We start from the raw sequence: 21,823 nt of genomic DNA, 5'->3' as shown, positions 1-21,823 counted from the left end.
GCTACCCGCCGACAGGCCCGCTGCGCAGGTTATTGGGCAACCAGGTGGCGAGCTCGGGCCAGGCGACCAGGATCACCACCATCAGCATCATCAAGCCGACCATGGGAATGGCGGTCTTGGCAATATAGGAGATCTCGTGGCGGGTCATGCTTTGCAGCACAAAGAGGTTGAAGCCGATCGGCGGTGTGACCTGCGCCATCTCGACCACCACCACGATGAAGATCCCAAACCAGATCACATCAATGCCAGCCTGACGGATCATCGGCTCAACAATGGCCATGGTCAGCACCACAGATGAGATGCCATCCAGGAACATGCCCAGCACCACGTAGAACAGGGTGAGCGCGACAATCAGCACCAGCGGTGACAGGTTCATCTGATCGATCCAAGCGGCGAGAGCCCGGGGCAATCCGGTAAAGCCCATTGCCAATGACAGGAAAGACGCCCCCATCAGGATCAGGGCAATCATTGCAGAGGTGCGCGTCGCCCCCATCAGAGACTCGGTAAAGGTGCTCCAGCTGAGCGAACCTTGGAAGAGCGCTAGCGTCAGCGCGCCTAAAACGCCAACAGCAGCGGCCTCAGTGGCGGTGGCAAGGCCGAGATACATCGAGCCAATCACCACGGTGACCAACATCAGCACCGGGATCAGAAACCGGCTCTCGGAGAGCATCTCGCCAAAGGACATCGCAGGCTCAGGGGCAGGGCGCTGATCCTTGGCAAAGAAATGCCAGCACATGATATAGGCCATGAACAGGCTCGCCAGCACCAGGCCGGGAAAGATACCGGCCATGAACAGCTTGGTAATGGATTCATTGATCGACACCCCATAGACGATCAGCGTCAGCGAGGGCGGGATCATCAGCCCCAGGGTGGCAGCGCCAGCCAAGGTGCCAACGATCATGTATTCGGGATAGCCGCGTTTGCGCAGCTCGGGGATCGACATCTTTCCCACCGTGGTCAGCGTCGCTGCGGAGGAGCCAGAGACGGCAGCAAAGATGGTGCAACCAGCGATATTGGTATGCAGCAGCCCGCCGGGCAACCAGCGCATCCAGGGCGCAAGCCCGCGGAACATGTCCTGCGACAGCCGGGTACGATAGAGGATCTCACCCATCCAGATGAACAGCGGCAGTGCCGTCAGGGTCCAGCTGGAGGCCCCTGTCCAGATGGTGGTGATCATGGCATCGCCCGCAGGGCGCGTGGTGAACAGCTCCATCCCGACCCAAGCGACGCCCATCAATGCAAGGCCAATCCAGACCGAACTGCCCAAGAGGGCAAAGAGCACAAAGACAAAGATAAGGGTTGCGTAAATCTCGCTCATTATTCCACGGCCTCCGAAGTGATGCTGGCCCGGCGGGTGGTCAGCAGACGGTACAGATAGTCCCAAAGCGCCAGCGCCAGCAGCACGGTGCCAATCGACATTGGCAATTGTGGCAGCCAGACCGGGGTATAGACCCAGTCCGAGCCGGTTTGCGCCCAAAGATTGCCCCAGTCAGCGGGAGCGGTGACAAACATCTTCAGGGCGGAGATCAGCCATTCCGGGGTGAAATCCTGCCCCTGGGTGCGATCATTCAGCATCTCGGACATGATGTTGGTTTTGATGGCGTAGCGGGCAAAATAGGTGGCAGTAATAGCGGCGATCCACATGGCAAATGCATCCAGCCACAACCCAAAATGATGCCCCATGTTAAGAAAGACCGACACCCGGATATGGGCGCCGCGGGTCAGCGCATGGGCCAGGGCAAAAAAGGACGTCGCTGCCATGGCATAGCCGGCATATTCAGTAGAGCCGGGAAAGGTCAGGTTGCTCCAGCGGGCCAGCATCTGGGCCACGATCAGCAGTAGGATCGACACCATACAGATCGCGGCCAGTACACCAGACCACAGGTAAATCCGGTCCAATATGGCCTGCAGTGGTCGCAGAGCCCGGCTCAGTGGCCCTGGGACTGCCAGACAGGCCAGCGCCAAAACAGTTGGAATAACAAAAAGCCAAGCCCAGAGCGGCAGGCCCAGAAACGGTTGCCAGTCACGCATGCCCATCCCCCGAAGTGCTGAAATAAGAGACGGCTCCTACCTGTTAAGAGCAGGAGCCGTCAGGTGAGTGGTGGGTTTAGTTGGCGTTATAGGCGTCCAAGATGGCCTGCCCGTCGTCGCCGGCAGCTGCCAGCCAGTCGGCTGTCATCGTGGCGCCGATTTCCTGCAGCTCGCCCAAGAATTCCGGGCCCGCATCGGTCACGGCCATGCCGTTGCCCGAGAGCTGCTCAAAGTACCAGTTGGCCAGTTCTTCCGATTTGGCAGAACAGGCGGCCCCGGTTTCATCCGCAGCCTGTTGAACCTGGCCTTGGGTTTCGGCGCTGAGGCCTTCCCAGACCTGTTTGTTGACCATGACATAGTTGCGCGGCAGCCAAGCGTTGACCTTGTAGTAGTGGCTCAGATGTTCCCATACCTTGCGGTCATAACCGGTGGAGCCGGAAGAGATAAAGGCCTCGGCAACGCCAGTGGCCAGCGCCTGGCTCAGCTCGGCTGCTTCCACCTGTACCGGGATCATGCCGAGCTTTTCGGCAAAGGTGGCTGTGGCGGTGTTATAGCTGCGGAATTTGATCCCCTGGGTGTCGCCAGAAGAGGTCACTTCCTTGTTGAAATAGAAGCCCTGGCCTGGCCATGGGCAGGTATAAAGCGCCACCAGATTGAGGTCAGAGAGCTGAGCGTTCACCCGATCCTTGGCGGCGTGCCACAGTTTTTCGTTGTCCGCATAGGTGGTGGCAACAAAGGGCAGGTTATCCCAACCCAAGAGCGGCGCCTCATTGGCATGGGCGGACATGAAACGTTCCCCAATGGGGGCTTGGCCTGTCTGTACCGCGCGTTTGATCTCGCCGCCCTTGAACAGGGAGCCCCCGGCATGAACGGTGATGTCGATGTCACCGCCTGTGTAGTCGCGCACCTTATCGGCAAAAACCACGCCCATCTCAGAGTGGAAATTGGTCGCGGCATAGGCCATCGGCATATCCCAGTTTTCCGCAGTGGCGCTTGAGGCCGCAAGTGCCAGCGCAGAAGCCGTGAGGGTCATTTTGAGTGAGAATTTAGCAGTCATAGTTGTCTCCCTGGTGGTTGGTTTTGCTGTTTTCAGCTTTTTATTGATTGGGTTGTTCTACAATCGTTAGGCGAAACGATCCGGCTCAAAGGGGCGCATGTCAAGGTTCATGGGCTGGTCGGTAATCAGACTGGCCACCATACGCCCGGTTTTTGCGCCGCCAGTCAGGCCGATGTGGTGATGGCCAAAGGCGGTAAAGACACCTGAGGCTGCGACCTCGCCAATCAGCGGCAGGCTATCGGTAGGGGCAGGGCGAAAGCCGAGCCATTCTTCCTCCTCAACGGCCTGCATCTGCGGAAAGGTCTCAGCCACAGTACGGCGCAGCAGGGCCAGCGGCGCCTTGGACGGGGTCTCATCCAGGCCGCCAAACTCTACCACACCTGCACAGCGCAGCCCCTGATCCATCGGGGTGGCAACAAATTTGCCAGCTGCCACCATCATCGGATAGCGGGGGGTAATGCTGGGGGATTTGAATAGGATGTGATAGCCGCGTTCGGCCTCCATCGGCACTTTGAGCCCCAGTTTCTGCATCAGGGGCTTGGACCAGATCCCGGCAGAGATCACCGCCTTGTCACAGTCAATGCGCCCCTGATCGGTCTCGACGGCTGAAATGCGCCCCCCGCTGAGGTCGAAATCCTTGACCTCAGCCTGGAGGAAGGTGCCACCCATCTCGACCAGCAGCTTGACCAGATCTTTGACGTAATTGGCAGGGTTCAGGATAAAGCCATGATTTTTGTTCACCGCCAGAAGAGAGGTGTTCTTGCCCAGGATCGGTTCGTGCTCTTGAACCGCCGCGCCCTCGATGATTTCAGGGACAAATCCCGCCTCGCGGCGCAGCGCCCAGACATAGGCGTCCGCGTCAAAGGCGGCACGGTCTTTATAGGCAAAGTTATAATCGGTCTCTTTGATCCATTTTGCCGCAGGAGTGCCCGCAGTCAGGGCCTGGTGCTGTTCAACACTGTCGCCGACAATATGGGTTAACGATTTGGCAATGCGACGGGTGTCGCTGTCATTGGCGTGGGAGAGGTATTTCATCAGCCAGGGCAGCAGTTTGGGCGTGTATCCCCAGCGCATGAACAGGGGGAATTTTGGATCCAGCAGGTACTTTGGTCCCTTGGGGATCAAGCCGGGCGTTGTCACAGGCACCATGGCGCAGCTGGCCAGCAGGCAGCCATTGCCATAGGAGGCGCCCATGCCGGGCTCACCCTTGTCGATCAGCGTGACCTCTTGTCCAGCCCGCTTCAGCCAAAGCGCCGTGGCAGCGCCCACAATACCTGCGCCGACAATGATAATATGTTCTGTTTTCATTCGCGTCGCTTTGTTTACGTTCTTGGAGACGCGGGAAGAAGCAGGAGGCTGTGCATATCGCGTATGCCTCGCCCTGTTGCAGTACCGGTCTTTCCCTGACCATGCCCAGCCAGGCACATCATTTCAAATATAAATTTGGATGTCATCCATAAGGAAAAGTGATACATGGGGGGATGAACCTACGTTTTAGACAGTTGCAGGCCTTTCATTCGGTGATCGAGACCGGCACCGTGACCGGAGCTGCGTCGCTCTTGGGGATATCGCAGCCTGCGATATCCAATCTTTTGCATCAGTTGGAACGGCAGACCCGGTTCAAACTGTTTGAGCGTGAGCGCGGGCGGCTACGGGCGACGCCGGAGGCCAACCTGCTGTTTCGCGAGATCGACACGGTGGTGCGTGGTTTTGATCATGTGACCCAGGCGGTGATTGATCTGCAAAACAAAAAGGCGGGCCAGCTGCAGGTGGCCTCGCAGCACTCAATGTCCTTTGGGTTTATGCCCAGGTTGATCGCCGAATTTGCCCGGGATCGGCCGGATATGTCGATCTCGTTCCAGTCACAGTATTCGTCAAAAATCCAGGAATGGGTGATCTCTGGCCTGTTTGAAATCGGCATTTGTGAAACGCCGCTGTTGCATGACGGGCTTGTGGCTCACCCGATCCGGGTTGAGACATCCATAGCACTGCCAGAGGGCAGCCCTTTAACGCGTCATGAGGTCCTGACACCGGAACTGTTGGAGGGGGCGCCCTTTCTAGTCATGGGGCCTGACCATATGACCCACCGACGCATCCGCGAGGCCTTTGTACAGGCGGAGGTGCCGTTGAAAACCCGGGTCCATGCTCAGTTGTTCAAGAACCTGCTGAGTTTTGTCAAAGAGGGGATGGGAGTTGCGTTGCTGGATCCCTTTGTGTTGGATTTTGACAAGGAGGGTGGTTTTGTCTCGCGGCCCTTTCGCCCGCAGATCCTGATGGAAATGGCGGTAATCACCTCCGCCACCCGACCGCTGTCCTCGATCGGGCAGGAGTTCCTGACGCTTTTGAAATGCGAGCTGGAGCCCTATTGCGTTGATTGAGATTTACGGAAAAGGGGGTTCCCGCGCAGATCAAGGCAATCATAGATTACCTCTCTCTCCTTGGGCCAAGCGCCGTGCCAGAGGCACGGCGCGGTTGGCGAGTGTGGCCAGGGTGGTGGGGAACGGATTTTTGACAAGGCCACCCCGAGCGGAACTGAAGGGAGTAGATCTAGACTGCTGGATCTGGGCAGATGCTGGTTCGGTCTGGTTGGTAGAATGCTCCGGCCTTGAGGAGGCTTTCAGGGCCTTGTCGGGTTGGCCGAGCGCTGACGCCTCCCCCGTTCGGCATGCCCCCCAGGGCTCCGCCCGTTCGGCCCTAAAAGGCTCTCCCAGAGCCTGTTCGAGGTGCATCTCACCCCATCCAGCGCCGAACAGGGGCATTGCTTTCTTCCAGGGCCTGGCACACCACATCGACCAGTGTTGGGCCGTCGTGATTGACCGCCTCACGCATCACGCGCTCTAGGTCTTCGGGGTTCTCTACACGCCAGCTTTTGACGCCATAGGCTGCGGCGATGGCGGCGTGATCGGTGCGATTAAAGTCGACGTTGTAATAGCGAGCGTCTTTGTCGGCAAACTGGCTAGCCTTGATCCAGCCAAAATTGGAATTGGAGAAAACCACAAATGTGATCGGCGCCCGGGCGCGACAGACGGTTTCCAGCTCGCCCACGGTAAATCCAAAGGAGCCATCCCCCATCAGGGCCACGGTTTTGGATGCAGGCCGTGCAAACCAGGCGCCGAGGGAGGCAGAGAGCGCGTAGCCTAGCGCCCCATGGGCCCGGTTGGTGATGAAATAGCGTCCGGGCTGCTGTAATTGGTAGTAGGCGGAGAAATAGGGGCAGCTGGTGCCAGGATCGGAGACCACAGTGGCATCTGGTGGCAGCACCTTCATCAGGGTATCGACCACACGTTCGGGGCGGATTGGCGCCTGCGTGCTTTGAGCAAGATGGCTAAAAGCTTCAAACTTGCGCGCCTTGATGTCGGCAATGGCAGCGGCCCCTCCAAAAGTGGCGCCTCCTTGATCGCGACGGTCCAGCTCGGCGTTGACGGCGGCCAGTGATAGTCGCAGATCGCCCACCACGCCGACCTCGGTGCGGTAATTGGCGCCAATCACCATCGGGTCATTGTCAAAATGTACGACTCGGGTGCCGGGTGCCGGGGCCTCCCAGCGCGAGGTTGTGGTTGAGCCGGCGCGACAGCCCATGAAGACGACCAGATCAGCAGCCTGCATCATCTCCCAGGTTTCATCAGTGCCGCCATTGGAACCAACAACACCGAGGCAGTTTGCATGGGTTTCCGCCAGAGATCCCTGACCTGAAATCGAGGTGGCGACAGCAATATCAAGGCGGGTGGCAAGGCGAGAGAGTTCTTCCATCGCGCCCGCAATCACAATGCCGCCACCGCAGATGATCAGCGGATATTTGGCCGACAGGATTGCATCAATTGCCGCCTCGGCAGCGCCGGGTTCGGGGGACTGCGGATAGGCCGGGTAACTGTGATGTTTGGGATCTGCCCAGATGTCGGCAGGGTCAACCGCATCATATTGCACATCATAGGGCAGGCCGAGGTGGGCGGCACCGGAACGGCCTGTGGTCATTGCCTTGAAGGCGGTGCGCACCATCCGTGGAATGTGCTGGGACTGCTTGATCACCGTGTTCCACTTGGTCAAGGGCCGCATCAGGGCCTCCTGGTCGACCTCTGTCAGCGGGTATTTTCCGTAAGACGCAACCGAGATATCGGTGGTGATGCCAAGCACCGCATAGGAACTTTCCGAGGCTTCTATGAGACCAGGCAGGATATAGGTGGCGCCGCCACCTGAGGGGCCCTCGGCCACGCCGGGGCGACCTGAGACACGCGAATAGGCATCGGCCATATAGGTGGCGCTGCGCTCATCTCGGGTGAGCACATGGGTAATGCCGTGGTCCAGCCCATTCATGGCGTCATAAAAGGGCAGGGTGGTATCACCGCAGAGGCCAAAGATGTGGCGCACGCCATGGGCTTCCAGCATCCGCACCATGGCCTCGGCACCGTTCATTGAATTGCTCATATTGCTCTCCCGGTCTTGGGTTTTAAGTCTCGATGGCCGCCATCAGGTGGAATCGTGAATTTGCATTCATAATTGTATACAGTTTGGAATTCATTATTGCGGACAAGTCAAGCCTGCTCTAGTTTGGCGCCAAATCGGCACCGGGCACGATAGGGGCAGGGCGAGATGGCCAAACGGGAAAGCAATGTTGATCGGGTCTATGAGGCGCTGCGCAGAATGGCAGCGGATTTTGCCTTCAAACCCGATCAGCGGATCAATGAGAGCGCCCTGTCAGAAGTGCTGGGCGCCAGTCGCACGCCGCTGCGTGAGGCGCTGAACCGGCTGGTCGCTGAGGGGTTCCTGATCTTTCAAATCAACCGGGGCTTTTTTTGCCGCCCCCTGACACCGAGCTATATTCTTGACCTTTACGAGGCGCGTGTGGCGATTGAGTGTGAGGCCCTGCGGAGCGCTTGTCTGCGCGCCTCTGATGCGGATATCACCGGGTTTTCCGATTATCTGGACCGGATGGAGCCCGAATACGAAAGCGCCACCGAGTTGGAAGAGCTATTGGCGCTGGACGAGAGCTTTCACAACCGACTGGTGCAATTGTCGGGCAATAGCGAGCTGCAACGGATGCTGAAGAACCTGAACGGGCGAATAAGATACATTCGCTTGATTGATCTGAAGCGGATGCGCGATCAATCGGAGGGCCGTGCACCGGGTGATATTTCGGCCCATCGGCAGGTGTTGCAGGGGCTGGCAGCGCGGGACGTGGAAGCCGCAACCCAAGCACTGCGCAACCACATAGAAAAACGCCGGGAAGAGGCTACCGAGGCGGTGCGCATCGCCTTTTCGCAGCTCTATGTGCCTGACGAGAGTTAGGTCACAGAGCAGGGGCGCAAGTTAGGACATCGAAGGAGACGGGATGGAACAGGGTGGCAAGACGGTCTATGGGGCCGCAGTGGGAATCCTGATGCTGGAGACACAATTCCCCCGTATTCACGGGGATATGGGCAATGCCATGACCTGGGATTTTCCGGTGCATTACCGGGTGGTACGTGGGGCTACGCCGGATCTGGTGGTGCGCAATGATCCGACAAAGCTGGTGGATCTCTTTATCGAAGCCGGCCGGGATCTGGTGGCTATGGGCTGTGATGGCATCACCACCAACTGTGGCTTTCTGGCGCTGATCCAGGATCAGGTAAAGGCGGCGCTGGGCGTCCCTGTGGCGACCTCCTCTTTGATGCAGGTGCCCATGGTGCAGGCGCTGCTGCCAGCGGGCCAACGGGTTGGCGTTTTGACCATTTCCAAAGAGACACTGACACCTGCGCATCTGCGAGCTGCGGGCGCGCCAGAGGATACGCCCGTTGGCGGAACAGATGGTCTCAGATGTTTTACCCGCGATATTCTGGGGGATGTGGCTGCAATCGATTTTGAGGCCTGTCGACTGGACATGATTGATGGTGCGCGGGCACTTGTGGCGAACAACCCGGATCTGGGCGCGATTGTGCTGGAGTGCACCAATATGGTGCCCTATGCACGCGATCTGCGCCGGGCGACTGGCCTGCCGGTTTTCTCCATTCAGAGTTTTGTTATCTGGTTTCAGGCCGGGCTGATGCCGCGACGCTATGATCTGGAGCTGGATGACCCGCGTTGGTGAGGTGCAGGCAAGAATGTTCAGCTCAGTACCAGCAGCCAGAACCAGACGGTGAACACCGACGCCCCGGTGGCAATCAATACCGAAGAGGCCGCTACCCGTTTGGCCCGCCCGTACATATTGGCAAAGATGTAGCCGTTAAATCCAGTGGCCATAGCAGCATTCAGAACACCTGACCGGAACAGGTCCAGCTTGAGGTTGAGGCTGCTGCCCAGGGTCCAGACAATGGCGGGGTGGATCATCAGTGAGGTGAAGCAGACAAACAGGATGGTGCGCAGATCGCCCTCTGGGCGGTATTGCACCAAGACGCCGCCCAAGGCGAACAACGCCGTAGGAAGTGCGGCGCGGATCAGCAACTGTAGTGCTGCGTCTACGGCTCCGGGCACCACAAATCCCGAAAGGTTGAAGGCAAAACCGATGGCAATGCCAAGGATCAATACGTTTTTGAACATCGCCTTCAGCACCGACGCCACTGTTTGGAGTCCTCCACTGCCACGATTGCGCACGATCTCCATGGCGGTAATGCCGAGCCCGTAGCAAAAGGGCGAGTGAAAGGCGATGATCGCGTAGTTCCCGGTCAGGTTGTCGGGGCCAAAGGCGCGCTCGGTAATAGGCAGCCCCAGCAGGACAGAGTTGGAAAACAGGCAACAAAACCCGATGGCGATACTGTCTTCCCAATCGCGCCTGAACAACACGCGCGCGCCGATAATGCCGATACAAAAGCAAATCGCGGCTCCGGTATAAAAGCTAATCAGCAGTTTGGGGTCAAAGCTGGCCGAAAGATCCAGATTGGCAATGGCGCGAAACAGCAGACAGGGGATGGCAAAACTCTGGGTGAATTTCATCAGCCCATCAATCTGCGCCTGGGTGAAAAACTGCCGTTGCGTTGCAATGTAACCCGCTGCAACCACCAGGAAAACCGGCAGAATGACATCAATCAGACTTTGCAGCATGGGCTTCTCCTGTGGGGAGGCGGTCAGGGCATTACAAGCAGTTGGCGCCCTCAACACATAGGGCGCTTATAACAAAACACTCTTCGGTCTGAACCCTGTCTCTGAGGTCAGGTTACAATGGGCAGTGAATGACCATCCCATCATAGGCCGGGGTAATGTGATCGGCGGTCTCTGCCTCCAGGGTGGCGTAGTCAAGATCTATATGCATATTGGTCAGAACGGCGCGTTTTGGCTGCATCCGATCAATCCAGGCCAGCGCCTGATCAAGGTTGAAATGCGTGGGGTGTGGGCTACGACGCAGGGAATCCAACACCCAGTAATCCAACCCTTCCAGCGCCTGCGTGGCTTCCTCAGAAATCTCGGCCACATCCGGCAGATAGGCAAGATTTCCAATGCGAAATCCTAGCGCATCCATGGCGCCGTGATTGACCTCAAAGGGCAGGAACGGGATCTCGCCACCGGGGCCGTCGATGCTAAAGGCACCGTCAATGGTGCGCAAATCCAGGATCGGCGGATAGGGCGAGCCCTCGGGCTGCACAAAGGCATAGCCAAAGCGCGACAGCAGCGCATTCTGGGTGGCGCCATCGGCATAGACGGGCACACGGGCGCGCATGTTGAAGACAATCATCCGCAGGTCATCCATGCCATGCACGTGATCCGCATGAGAATGTGTATAGACCACCGCGTCCAGCCGTCCGACCTCGGCATCCAACAGCTGGCTGCGCATATCGGGCGAGGTGTCGATCAGCACCGAGGTGGTGCCACCCGGCCCGTCGCGTTCCACCAACATGGAGCAGCGGCGCCGACGGTTGCGGGGGTTGTCCGGATCGCAGTCACCCCAGTGACCGCCCAGACGCGGAACCCCGCCCGAAGAGCCGCAGCCCAGGATTGTATAGCGTATCTCAGCCATCAGGCGGCGGCCTCCACCTGGGCAGCCTTCCAGAACAGGCGGTCAAAATTGGCCTGGGTCTGGGCGGCAAAATCCACGTAGTCCAGATCAAAGACCTTGGCACCGACCTGAGCGGTCAGGGCTGAATAGGCGGGCTCATTACGTTTGCCGCGATGGGGGGGCGGCGCCAGATAGGGCGCGTCGGTTTCCACCAGAACGCGGTCCAGCGGTGCCTCGGCAAAGATATCGCGCAGCTCTTGGCTTTTGGGGAAGGCGGCGATGCCTGACATCGACAGGTAAAACCCAAGATCCAGTGCCGCACGGCCCAGCTCAACCGAGGAGGAGAAGCAATGCATCACACAGCTAAAGGCGCCGTTCTGCATCTCTTCGCGCAGGATGCGGGCCATATCGTCGTCAGCGGCGCGGGCATGGATGATCAGCGGCAGCTTGGTGTCGCGGGCAGCAGCAATATGAGTGCGCAGGCTTTGTTGCTGAATCCCGGCGCTTTCAGCGGTATAGTGATAATCCAGCCCGGTTTCACCAATGCCGACAAATTTTGGATGGTGCGCCAGTGCGACTAGCTCGTCATAGGTTGCCATGGGCTCTGAGGCGACACTCATCGGATGGGTGCCAGCGGCGTAGAACACCGGTGCATGGGCCTCGGCGATGGCGCGCACGGCAGGTTCGTTCTTGAGCTTGGTACAGATGGTCACCATACGGGTGACCCCTGCCTCTGCGGCGCGGGCGATCACGGCGTCCAATTCGCCTTCAAAATCGGGGAAATCCAGATGGCAATGGCTATCGGTGATCTGTGGAATTGTGCTGCTCATGCCTGCCTCGTCCTGTCTTGGGCCGCATCCGGGATGCCTCGTATTCAGGTCACCGGGACGCGGTCTCCTGCATCTTAAAAACCGTATCTAGGACAAGTGAAGCCGGGTCAAGGTTCACCGCCTGACCATGGCGTGCCCGCGCCGTGGCCTCAGTCGAGAGATCAGCCCAGGCGCGCCCCTGTTGTGGGGTGGCAGCCAGTCGGGTCAGCATCGCGGCCTCGCCGAGGGCGGCCTCAGGCGCGGGCGGCTGGCCCATGGCACCGGTGCGGGCCAGTCGCGACAGGGCCACCTCAACCAGGGTCAGCAATAGTTCAAATTTTTCCGCCGCGCCGCGCTGGGCCGAAGCCTCGGCAAGGGCTAGGGCGCGCTGGCGATCCAGCCGGGGCATGGTATTAAGGATCTGCACCAGCTCGGCGTAGATCTTCAGCCCATCAAGGTTCAACAATCGCAGCGCGGCCCCAACCGACCCTGCGGCCAGGGCCGTGAGATGGGCTGTGTTATCAGGGAGCTCTGCCCCGGCCTGCGCCAAGGCAGATTGCATGTCATCCGGCAAAAGCGGCCCCAGCCGCAGGGTGCGGCAGCGCGACCGGATTGTCGGCAACAGCCGCGAGGGCTGATGCGAGATCAGCAAAAGCGTGGTGCGGGCAGGGGGCTCTTCCAGCATTTTCAAAAGCGCGTTTGCCGCACTTGTGTTCATGTCGTCAGCAGCGTCCACAATCACCACACGGCGACCACCCTCGGCGGAAGACAGGCCAAAAAAGCGGTTCAGTTTGCGGATATCATCCACCACAATTTGATCACGCAGCTTGCCCTTGTCATTGTAGCTGCGGCTGATGGCGGCGAGGCCCGGCTCTGCCAGTGCCTGAATACGGTGGGAAACCGGGTGGTCCGGGTCAATCGACAGTGAGGTCGCAGGGGGCGGCGCGCCAAATAGCCCCTCCTCAGAAGGGGGCGTGGCCAGCAGGAAACGGGCGATGCGCCAGGCCAGGGTGGCCTTGCCGATGCCCTGTGGGCCGGTCAGCAGCCAGCCGTGGTGCAGCCGGTTGGAATTGAAGGCGGTGAGGAAATCCTGTTCCGCCTGATCCTGACCAAAGAGCTGCGCGGTTTCACGCGGATGCGGTGCCCCCGGAGCCTGATCAGCACGGGGCAGTTCCTCGTCAGATTTTGCCTTGGGCGCACGGCTCATTTCTCTGACGCTCCGGTATCTCCTGCCAGCGCCTGTTTGGTGTGATGCAAGACATCAGCGGCGACAGCATCGATCGGCTGCGCGCCATCGACGACCCGAAAACGCGCGGAGAACTCCTTGGCGAGAGACAAAAAGCCTGCGCGCATTTGTTCCTGCAATCCGATGCCAAAATCCTCAAACCGTTCTTCGGTGCCCTGGCGTCCCTTGGCGCGGGACAATCCGGTGGCGGGATCCATATCGATCAGCAGGGTCAGGTCTGGTTCCCGCCCAATCATGAGGCTGTGCAGCTGATCCACCGTAGCGCGCAGATCGCCCCGCGACAGGCCCTGATACATTCGGGTGCTATCGGCAAAACGATCACAGATCACCACTTTGCCCGCAGCCAATGCAGGCTGGATGGTGCGCTCCAGGTGATCGCGTCGGGCTGCGGTGAACAACAGGATCTCGGTCTCGGCGGACCATTTGTCGGGGTCGCCCTCCAGCACCATGCGGCGGATTTCTTCGGCCCCCTGAGAGCCGCCCGGCTCGCGGGTCAGCACCACATCATGGCCCGCTGCGCGCAGGTTTTCTGCCAGCCGTTTACACTGGGTTGATTTGCCGGAACCATCAATACCTTCAAAGGTCAGGAACAGGCCGGAAGAGGGCGTCGTCATGTCTTGGGTCACTGTTGTTGTGCCTCGGGTCCATCAAGCAGGCGTCTGGACAGAACCTGCGCTGCGGTTTGGACATGCAGAAAGAATCCGGCGTTGGCGACGTCAGTTTCTGCCACCAGCGGCAGGCGAATTTCGGGCAGCCCCTCCGGCTGGATAACCAGCTCTGCCAATTGTTGTCCTTTGGTGATTGGGGCATTGATTGGGCCATCATAGACGACTTCGGCCGGGATTTCCTTACCCGCGAGGGCTGGCAGCAGAATTTCCAGATCAGTTTCGGGCACCAGCCCTACCGATCGTTCCGCTCCACGCCAGACTTCGGCGCTGGCAACCGAGACACCGGCCTTGGCGACGATCTTTTTGGCAAATTGGCGAAACGACCAATTAACAATGGCCTCGGCCTCCTCTGCGCGGGCCTTGTCGCTGTCCAATCCGGACACAACAAAGATAACACGCCGATCACCCTGCACAGCGGAGCCAACCAGGCCATAACCAGCCTCGGAGGTATGGCCAGTCTTGAGCCCATCCGCGCCTATGCCGAGCCCCAACAAAGGGTTGCGATTGCGGGTATTCGAAGGCGCGCGACCATCGAAGGCAAAGCTTTTCTCTGAAAACAGAGGGTAATACTGCGGGAAGTCTTCGATTAGATGTTCCGCAAGAATGCCAAGGTCGCGCATCGACATGCGGTGGCCAATGGCCGGCCAGCCGTTGGAATTGGCAAAGCTGGCATTTGTCATGCCCAGCTCATGGGCGCGTTTTGTCATGTAGCGGGCAAAGCCGGCTTCGGTTCCATCAGGGCTGAGCGCCTCGGCAATGACGGCGCAGGCATCATTGCCCGAGAGCACGATAATGCCGCGCAACAGGTCTTCGACACGGATCCGATCAGTGGTGTCCAGAAACATGGTTGAGCCACCATAGCTCATGGCATGGGCGCTGACGGGCAGGCGCTCATCCAGGGATAGGCGACCATCGCGCAGCGCCTCAAAGGCAACATAGAGGGTCATCAGTTTGGACATGGAGGCCGGCGGCAGCGGCACTTCGGCATTTTTGGACAGGAGCACCGTATCGGTACCCTGATCCAGCACAAAGGCCGCCCGCGCCCGGGTGTCATAGGCGGCAAGCGGCAGCGCTGTCAGGCAGAGCCCAAAGCCGACCGCCAGGGCAAGTTTGGCAAAGGGGCTGATCTTTGATTTTACACCTGCTGAGTTCACGCCTGTGGCCTCCTTGAGGATGGGGTGGGGACAGTTCTAGTTGGTGACAGCATAGGCATCGGAAAAGCCCGTATCCTTGATCTGTTTCAGCAGCTGGCTGCGCTCAGTCTTGGACTGGGCGGGGCCGACAACAACTCGCCAGAAGGGTTTCCCGTTACCAGTTTGCGCCAGAACTGTTGGGATCAGACCGGCATTGCGCATCTGCGCGGCGGTGTTCTGTGCATTGCTTTCGACGCTAAAGATGCCGATCTGAATGAAAGGTTTGTTCAGTGAAGACAGGCGCGGTGCCGGGGCTACGGGGGCCTGTGGACTGGGCGCGGGTGTCGCATCAATTGCGGCGGCTGCGCCTGCAATCGGATCCAGCGGCGTGGCTTCGATCTCATCCGCATTGAGCGCCGTAGCTGCACTCTCCTCTAAGGGGCTTTCTTCCAGGGTGGCATCCGTCAGCCCCTCTTCGGGCAGCTCTTCAGCCTCGCGGCGCAGGGCGGTGACATTCAAAGCAACCGGGGCGCCTGCCAGCATGCCCAGGGCCGCAGCCGCATCCGAGGAGGTCTGCAAGCGGGGGCCGGGGATTTCGCGCTCACGGCGGAACAAGGCGCCGATTACAAACTTGCCATTGGCGGTGTTGCGGATGATCACGCGCTCTGGATCTTTGGCATCTGGATGGGCCACCCAAACACCGCCCAGTGAGGGGCGACCATCCCAAAGTCCGGCCTCATTGACCTGAAACACATCAGGGGCCTCAACGTCGCGTTCAACCAATTGTGTCCTGCTGGACCCCGCCACCGCAGTCTCTGCTGGCTTGGGTTTCAAAAAACCAAGATTGGCGCCCTCTTCGCAGGCAGAAAGTGCCAGCATTGAGACCAGCATAAAGGCCAGGCCAGGTCCTGATTTCCATTTCGGCATGGGTGGTGTCATGATGGTTTCCTTGCCTGTTCTCACTGGGCCTATGCGCGCCGCCGGATTTCCCGGTCATCCTTATGATTTGGCGGATGATAGCCTGCGGCGGCAGTCATGAAAACCCTATGCCCGAGCAAGGCTTGTAAAAGCTCAGTGATGGGCATTTTCCCGCGCGTCCTCTGTCGGGGAGGGGGCCGGTTAGGTGAGAGGTGTGAAAGAGTTTTAGGTCGCAATGGCAAAGAGGTGAATTTCCTCTTGCGTGTTGCCATTCCTCGCCTTAAACCGCCCCAAGACTGGGGAGGTGGCAGAGTGGTCGAATGCGGCGGTCTTGAAAACCGTTGAACGTGAGAGCGTTCCCAGGGTTCGAATCCCTGTCTCCCCGCCACTAAATCAATTACTTACCGGTTGTTTGGCGTCTCGCCTCCCAAGGGCGGTCTGGGCTGTTTCCCAAAAAGTTTCCCGCGCTCCCTATCCCTTCACGTTCCGTTCTCGAACGCTTTGAGCCTCTTTGGCGAGACGTTTTTGACTCGCGCCTTTTGGGTACTTCCTGATCATCGACAGACTTTTGTGCCCGGTGATGGCTGCGATTTGCTGATCGGTGCAGCCAGCCTCTGCCAGTTCGCTGGCGGCGCTGTTGCGTGGGCCATGCAGGGAAAACTCTTTGAGACCTAGTTTTTCGCGAACTACCATCATCTTTTTCTGAACCTGATCATAGTTCAGGGCGCGTCCGTGCTGGTCAGCCAGGATGTGCCGCAAGCTTGTCCGCTATGTGTGGTTCAGAGCAGTCGCGAGGCGCTGGGGGAAAGGGATCCAAAGGCGAGCCTTGGTTTTGCCTGGCGTCACCCAGTTGCCTCCATCTTCGATATCCTGCCATTCCATACGGGCCAGATCAGATGCTCGCTGGCCGGTGCCAAGCGCCAGTTCAAAGGCAAGCAAAGCAAGCCCTTGGGCGTAATTGCGATAAGTCGCAATAGCCGATTGCGACCAGGGTTTGTGCCCTTCTTCGGTTTTGATCTTCTCTATTTCTTTTGCCGGGTTGGCAGGGGCGAGGCCCTGGCCGTTGTAGGGGCAATCGGGGCGTAGGTCGGTGGCACGGCAGCCTTTGTTGCGTCTGGCGACTTTCGCCACCCGCACCCAAGGCTCTCACCGCGACGAATGTGTTCTCGCCCGATGCCCGGATGCCCAACAGCTCGGCGCGGTGGGTCATCATCTCAGGTTCCCACCAATCGGAGGGATCATCGCTGGGCGGGGTCACTGTGCCACCGAGATTGTGAAACGCCAGAGTTTTGCAGAGGCCCTGGGCGGTGTTGATTTCTGCCGCGGCGGCGGCGCGTGCTTGTGCTGACATGATTTGACCTCGAAGGGTTGGACGCGCGGGCGGTGCATTTGGGAGGAGGACTGAACCGCCCAAGCTGATCCGTGCAACCGGGATGAAAACGCGGATTTCTGGGAGAGAGTGACCGGCGCCGTCCTCCGGGCGCTGGCCTAGGTGTCCTGCGGCGTGGCGTTTACGTAGCGCGGCGGCTTTGTTGCACAAATCGGTTGAGGGATTCACTGCCGTGTAGTAGGTCGACCAGTTCATGGCCTTGTATTTCGTAGGTGTCCAACTGCTCATGGCCTCCAGCTATCATGCTGGATTCACAGCGTGAATCCTCTCAACCCATTTGCGTTACAAAGCCATGAATGATCACAATAGCTAGAGAGATGGTGAGGGGGCGACCGGAGGCGGCTTCCCTTCGCTACTCAATCTGGCGTACACAAACTATCGTCTCTGTCACTGCAAAAGATGCGGGTCTTGGGGTTTTTGACAAGGATTTCCGCGTTTCGCAGTCAGGTGATTTCGCGGCGCTAGGGCCGCAATGACTTGATGTTCTGAAGCTTTGCCCAGATCTGAGCAAGGGTCTGCAACAGGCGATCTCTTGGAAGCGTTGCTGTGATCAAAGGAACACTCTAGTTAAGGCTCTGAAAACCACTGTAAAAAAGTGGCTTGTTGTAGCTCGGCGAGTGCCTGTAGAGTGGGTCGAAGCAATGTCTAGTGGAGCTGGTTTCCGGAAATGTCTGAGCAAAGGCTCTATATAGCGGATGATAATATTGAATTCGCTGAGTACCTTACGACGGTTGCCGGGCGTTTGGGATGGACAGTTCAGACCTGTTCCAATGGTAATGAACTGCTTGAGTTGTTGTTCTCTGGCGATGGGCCTGCAGTGGTTTTGGTCGATATCAACATGCCGGAAAAAGATGGCATCGAGGTGATCGAAGGCTTGTCGGGGATTTCTCGCCCGCTTCGGTTTCGCTTTATGACGGGAGGGGCTGATGCACCGATGCTGGCAGCCAAATTGATGGCGCGCGCCCGTAATCTCTCGGTCGGGCGTAACCTCTATAAACCCATTCCAATGGATACTTTGAAACGGGTGTTGGTTGAGGAATGGGAGGCGCTTTTGCAGATGGAAAAGGCTCCAAATCTTCCCGCTGAATGAGCAACCTATCTCAAGCCATCGCTTGTTTGCAGCCAGATTGCGATGATGGCCTTTCTGCAGGGAGGCGTTGTGCTCGCAATCTCATGGATTTTTGTGATCCAGAAATGTCAGCTTCCTCAAGCCATCCAGTATCAAAATAGAAATCACCGCAAACCTAAGTGCAGTATCTTGAAAAGAAAGGCTGTTTCTACTGGTGCACTCAGCAAATGTCTAAGGGTAATTCTATGCAAGTGGACGGCCGGGCTCCTTGTGGAAACTTGTAGAGTCAGATCTCAATAACGGCATGTTTACCAGTGATTTTTATGGTGGTTTTACCCACGTAACGGGTTACGTGCAAAACGAGTACGCATTTTGACAAAAGCAATACAGTTTACCAGTAGGGTGTTTTCCAGCCTGGGCTTTGGAGTTCTGGGGACGCGGGGGCTGGCACCAGATGTTGCGAACCGACTGCGTCGGGGTCAGTTGCGCGGGACGATCGAACAGATGCGTGTCATGCTGCTGGGCAATACGCTTTTTGCCCCGGCACTGTCTATGAACGCCTGGGGGCAGGGGCGTGATGGCTTGGTTGTGTTATGGACGGTCTGTTTCATCCTGTTCTCGTGGTGGATTTTTTATTCCTGGACAAAGACATATCAAACCGCAGGCACGGCCGAGGACATGCGTGGGTTTGTAATCCAAACCTTCTTTAACTCGCTGTCCTGGACCATCGGGATGGCCTTGTTCTATCCGATCGTGGAGGGCGACCAGAAAGCCATCATCTCTGCGATCATGGCAGGATCCCTGGCCCTGGGAACAACAGGTTTCTCGCATGCGCCTTTGGCCGGAATTACCTATCTTGCCGTGCAGACCATCGGCAATGCCCTGGTCGCCTTGATCTGTGGGCTGATGACGGGATCTTCGACGGATTACATCCTGTGTATCTTGATGGTTGCTGCTGGGATCAGCCTGTTCAATGCCACCTTGGAAGGGGCCAAGGCAGCCAGGGCGGCGTTCAACGACCATGAAAGACTGAGCGAAAAAAGCGAAGTCGTTGAGCTTTTGCTTAAAGACTATGAAGAGCAGGCCACCGAGTGGTTATGGCAGACGGATAAAAACGGCCAGCTCCTGAGCGCTCCGGTGCAGGTGTTGGAGATGTGCCAACCGTTGCCAGGGGAAGGCGAGACCCCCGACCTGTTCCAGCTTTTGGCGGCTAACTGTACAGAGGCTGCGCTGGGCGATAGGCAAAAACTGCAACAGGCGGTGCAGGAAAGAGTCGAGTTCCATGACGTGCGCCTGTCGATTAAAAGCCCGTTGGACGGAGAATTGCGATGGATTTTGATGAAAGGCCGTCCGCAGTTTGAACAGGGGGAGTTCAAAGGGTTTCGCGGGATCTTTGCGGATGCAACAGCGGCCGTAATAGCCGAGCGAAAGGTGCAGTTTCTGGCGTCTTTTGACGGGTTGACCTCCCTGTTGAACCGACACTCTGTCAAAAAGAAACTCTCTGAAATGCAGGTGGAAGGCCAGTTTTCAGCAGCCCTCTTGGTCGATCTGGATGGTTTCAAACAGGTCAATGACAGCTATGGCCATCATATTGGGGATTTGTTGCTGAAAAAGGTTGCGGAACTGCTTTTGCAGGCCGTTGACGGCAAAAGCTGGGTTGCGCGGCTTGGCGGGGATGAATTCCTCGTCATGATGAACCGTGATCAACCGATGAGCACCGCCGAAATCTCTTGGGTCGCTCAATCCATCTGCGAGCAGCTGGCTCAGCCAATAAAAGTGGAAGAGTTTATTGTGCAAGTCACTGCTTCGATAGGAATTTCCAGGTTCCCTGAAGATACTGAAAAAGGCCCTGAACTGCTCTCCCTCTCGGATATCGCACTCTATGAAGCGAAAAATGCCGGCCGCGATCGCATCACGTTTTTTGACGTGGAGATGCAAAATAGGCTGAACGAACGAGTTACTGTTATTGAGCGTTTAAAGCGAGCCGTGCGCAATGGTGACATTGAGCCCTATTACCAATCCCAACATGTTTTGAGCACTGGCCGTCTGATCGGCTTTGAGGCGCTAGCGCGTTGGAACGATGAGACGCTGGGCTATGTGGGGCCGGATGTCTTCATTCCAATTGCCGAGCAGACCGGGCTGATTGTTGAGCTGGGCGAACATTTGCTACGGCGCGCCTGCGAAGACGCGACGCAATGGGCCAAACAAATGCCAGAGGCGCCTCCGGTCGTTTCTGTGAATTTTTCACCCATTCAATTTGCCAGAACTGACGTGACCGGCCTGGTCTCTCGGGTTCTGCACGAAACCGGCTTGCCGCCCGAACTTCTCGAGGTCGAGGTCACAGAGGGGGTTTTGATTGCTTCCAAGGAAAAGATCGCCGCAACACTTCAGGAGCTGTCAGAAATTGGCGTCTCCATTGCCCTTGATGACTTTGGCACCGGCTATTCTTCGTTGAGCTATCTGAAGGAATTGCCACTCAACAGGCTCAAGATTGATCAGTCCTTTGTGAGGGACCTTTCCCAGGCAGCCTCGAACCCGATTGTCAGTACGATTGTGCAGCTGGGGCACAATCTGGGACTGTCCGTGATTGCCGAAGGGGTGGAAACGCAAGCCGATGTGGAGCTTCTGGCTGAACTGGGCTGTGACGATGGACAGGGCTATCTCTATAGCAGTCCGATGACCAGAGACGCGACACAGAGCTATGTCACTGACATTGCTGTCCAGGGGGCTGGCGGCTGAGGTTAATCTGATAAAGTGGCGGCCCAATGGCTCCTCTGGAAGCTGTGAAATTGTTCTCCAGAGACGACATGGCCAGCGCCTCAGTTGAGGCCGAGATCCCGTAACGTCCTCTTGATTGCGGACGGGGGGTAACGTTTTTGTGCGCTTGACCTATACCTTTCTGAGGTTACCTTTCAAAAAACTAAGGGAAATCTGATGATTGGATATGTAACTGTTGGCGTCTCGGACATCGAGAAAGCCAAGACCTTCTACTGCGGTCTTTTTGCAGATCGCGGTGCAAAGGTAATTATTGACGCGGGCCGCATTGCGATGATTGGCGCCACCCCCAAAGAGCCGATGATTTCGGTCTGTGTGCCCTATGACAAAAAGGACCCGCAGCCGGGTAACGGTAATATGGTTGCCTTTGCTGCCAAGAGCAAAGAAGAGGCAGATGCGCTTTATGCCAAGGCGATTTCGCTTGGCGCGACTTGCGAAGGCGCGCCGGGCCAGCGCATTCCTGATCGGTTCTATGGGGCCTATGTCCGTGATCCCGATGGCAACAAAATGACCTTTTACGTCTTTGGATAAAGACCTGTTCTGGTCCGGCTCGTCATCTTGCCGGACCGTTTTTTCGGTATTTAACAGCGCCTGACCCAGCGCAGGCCATCCTGCCCCCGGTTCCCTGTGGGGCGAGCGGTGACAGGAAGACCAGCGGTTCTGCTGATGGCGGTATCTGCGGGCGAACTGCACCTACTAGAGCAAAACTCAGCGACGGGGCGTCTAGCTGTACACTCATTGCGTGTCAGACCTTCGACAGGCGCTTGCCTGCAACAGGGATCTTGCTTAGCTTTGGGGCTAACTCTGTCTCTTTGAAATGATCTATT

18 protein-coding genes, 1 tRNA gene and 1 pseudogene are annotated in these 21,823 nt (G+C 57.9%); 7 read left to right on the top strand and 13 right to left on the bottom strand.

Translation table 11 applies throughout. From position 1 onward, the window contains the following. Position 1 precedes the first annotated feature (1 nt). The 4 genes from ED661_RS05975 to ED661_RS05960 form a co-directional block, all read right to left on the bottom strand. Complete coding sequence (locus tag ED661_RS05975; protein ID WP_122073007.1) at positions 2-1,318, bottom strand: TRAP transporter large permease; 1,317 nt, start codon at positions 1,316-1,318, stop codon at positions 2-4. Further along, positions 1,318-2,031, bottom strand: a complete 714-nt coding sequence (locus ED661_RS05970) for a TRAP transporter small permease (protein ID WP_122073353.1) — start codon at positions 2,029-2,031, stop codon at positions 1,318-1,320. The genes ED661_RS05975 and ED661_RS05970 overlap by 1 nt, the downstream gene beginning before the upstream one ends. Positions 2,032-2,107: 76 nt before the next feature. Continuing rightward, positions 2,108-3,088: a TRAP transporter substrate-binding protein gene (locus ED661_RS05965; RefSeq protein WP_122073006.1), complete on the bottom strand. Its 981-nt coding sequence runs from the start codon at positions 3,086-3,088 to the stop codon at positions 2,108-2,110. 66 nt (positions 3,089-3,154) lie between these two features. Continuing rightward, complete coding sequence (locus tag ED661_RS05960; RefSeq protein WP_122073005.1) at positions 3,155-4,396, bottom strand: FAD-binding oxidoreductase; 1,242 nt, start codon at positions 4,394-4,396, stop codon at positions 3,155-3,157. A gap of 173 nt (positions 4,397-4,569) precedes the next feature. On the opposite strand from ED661_RS05960, the gene ED661_RS05955 reads away from it, so the two are divergent. Then, entirely contained in the window at positions 4,570-5,466 is an 897-nt protein-coding gene (locus ED661_RS05955) for a LysR substrate-binding domain-containing protein (protein WP_122073004.1), read from the top strand. A 352-nt stretch (positions 5,467-5,818) separates the two neighbouring features. Here ED661_RS05955 and ED661_RS05945 read toward each other — a convergent pair whose 3' ends face one another. Next, complete coding sequence (locus tag ED661_RS05945) at positions 5,819-7,510, bottom strand: thiamine pyrophosphate-binding protein (protein WP_122073002.1); 1,692 nt, start codon at positions 7,508-7,510, stop codon at positions 5,819-5,821. Between the two features lie 165 nt (positions 7,511-7,675). Here ED661_RS05945 and ED661_RS05940 point away from each other — a divergent pair, with 165 nt between their 5' ends. Then, the gene (locus ED661_RS05940) at positions 7,676-8,371 is read left to right on the top strand and encodes a GntR family transcriptional regulator (RefSeq protein ID WP_122073001.1); all 696 of its coding nucleotides are present in this window, start codon (positions 7,676-7,678) and stop codon (positions 8,369-8,371) included. A 43-nt stretch (positions 8,372-8,414) separates the two neighbouring features. Further along, entirely contained in the window at positions 8,415-9,149 is a 735-nt protein-coding gene (locus tag ED661_RS05935; protein ID WP_122073000.1) for an aspartate/glutamate racemase family protein, read from the top strand. Between the two features lie 17 nt (positions 9,150-9,166). Here the strand turns inward: ED661_RS05935 and ED661_RS05930 are convergent, their stop codons facing one another. The 7 genes from ED661_RS05930 to ED661_RS05900 all read right to left on the bottom strand — a co-directional run bounded on the left by ED661_RS05930 (position 9,167) and on the right by ED661_RS05900 (position 15,783). Next, entirely contained in the window at positions 9,167-10,099 is a 933-nt protein-coding gene (locus ED661_RS05930; protein ID WP_122072999.1) for an AEC family transporter, read from the bottom strand. A 112-nt stretch (positions 10,100-10,211) separates the two neighbouring features. After that, complete coding sequence (locus ED661_RS05925; protein WP_122072998.1) at positions 10,212-11,009, bottom strand: MBL fold metallo-hydrolase; 798 nt, start codon at positions 11,007-11,009, stop codon at positions 10,212-10,214. Further along, positions 11,009-11,818: a TatD family hydrolase gene (locus ED661_RS05920; protein WP_122072997.1), complete on the bottom strand. Its 810-nt coding sequence runs from the start codon at positions 11,816-11,818 to the stop codon at positions 11,009-11,011. The genes ED661_RS05925 and ED661_RS05920 overlap by 1 nt, the downstream gene beginning before the upstream one ends. A gap of 49 nt (positions 11,819-11,867) precedes the next feature. Then, positions 11,868-13,004 (bottom strand): DNA polymerase III subunit delta', encoded by a 1,137-nt coding sequence (locus ED661_RS05915; RefSeq protein ID WP_122072996.1) that lies wholly within the window; start codon positions 13,002-13,004, stop codon positions 11,868-11,870. Continuing rightward, positions 13,001-13,657, bottom strand: a complete 657-nt coding sequence (gene tmk / locus ED661_RS05910) for a dTMP kinase (RefSeq protein WP_122073352.1) — start codon at positions 13,655-13,657, stop codon at positions 13,001-13,003. Before tmk ends, ED661_RS05915 begins: the two co-directional genes overlap by 4 nt. A gap of 8 nt (positions 13,658-13,665) precedes the next feature. After that, positions 13,666-14,814 carry a D-alanyl-D-alanine carboxypeptidase family protein gene (locus ED661_RS05905; protein ID WP_254054792.1) on the bottom strand — a complete coding sequence of 383 codons (1,149 nt, stop codon included), beginning with the start codon at positions 14,812-14,814 and terminating at the stop codon, positions 13,666-13,668. Positions 14,815-14,901: 87 nt separating this feature from the next. Continuing rightward, on the bottom strand, positions 14,902-15,783 hold the full coding sequence (locus tag ED661_RS05900; protein ID WP_122072995.1) for an SPOR domain-containing protein: 882 nt from the start codon (positions 15,781-15,783) through the stop codon (positions 14,902-14,904). A 277-nt stretch (positions 15,784-16,060) separates the two neighbouring features. Here ED661_RS05900 and ED661_RS05895 point away from each other — a divergent pair. Further along, positions 16,061-16,150, top strand: a tRNA-Ser gene (locus ED661_RS05895). 83 nt (positions 16,151-16,233) lie between these two features. Here the strand turns inward: ED661_RS05895 and ED661_RS22325 are convergent. Then, a pseudogene (locus ED661_RS22325) lies at positions 16,234-16,893 on the bottom strand (tyrosine-type recombinase/integrase). 926 nt (positions 16,894-17,819) lie between these two features. Between ED661_RS22325 and ED661_RS05885 the strand changes: the two are divergent. The 3 genes from ED661_RS05885 (at position 17,820) to ED661_RS05875 (ending at position 21,527) form a co-directional block, all read left to right on the top strand. Beyond that, positions 17,820-18,242 (top strand): response regulator, encoded by a 423-nt coding sequence (locus tag ED661_RS05885; RefSeq protein WP_122072994.1) that lies wholly within the window; start codon positions 17,820-17,822, stop codon positions 18,240-18,242. A gap of 351 nt (positions 18,243-18,593) precedes the next feature. Further along, positions 18,594-20,960: a bifunctional diguanylate cyclase/phosphodiesterase gene (locus ED661_RS05880; RefSeq protein ID WP_162930054.1), complete on the top strand. Its 2,367-nt coding sequence runs from the start codon at positions 18,594-18,596 to the stop codon at positions 20,958-20,960. A 195-nt stretch (positions 20,961-21,155) separates the two neighbouring features. Further along, positions 21,156-21,527: a VOC family protein gene (locus ED661_RS05875; RefSeq protein WP_122072992.1), complete on the top strand. Its 372-nt coding sequence runs from the start codon at positions 21,156-21,158 to the stop codon at positions 21,525-21,527. The last annotated feature ends 296 nt before the right edge of the window (positions 21,528-21,823 follow it).

Origin of the sequence: Pseudophaeobacter sp. EL27 (assembly GCF_900313025.1) — a bacterium.
Lineage (GTDB): Bacteria > Pseudomonadota > Alphaproteobacteria > Rhodobacterales > Rhodobacteraceae > Pseudophaeobacter.
This window is presented reverse-complemented; position numbering and strand designations above follow the sequence as displayed.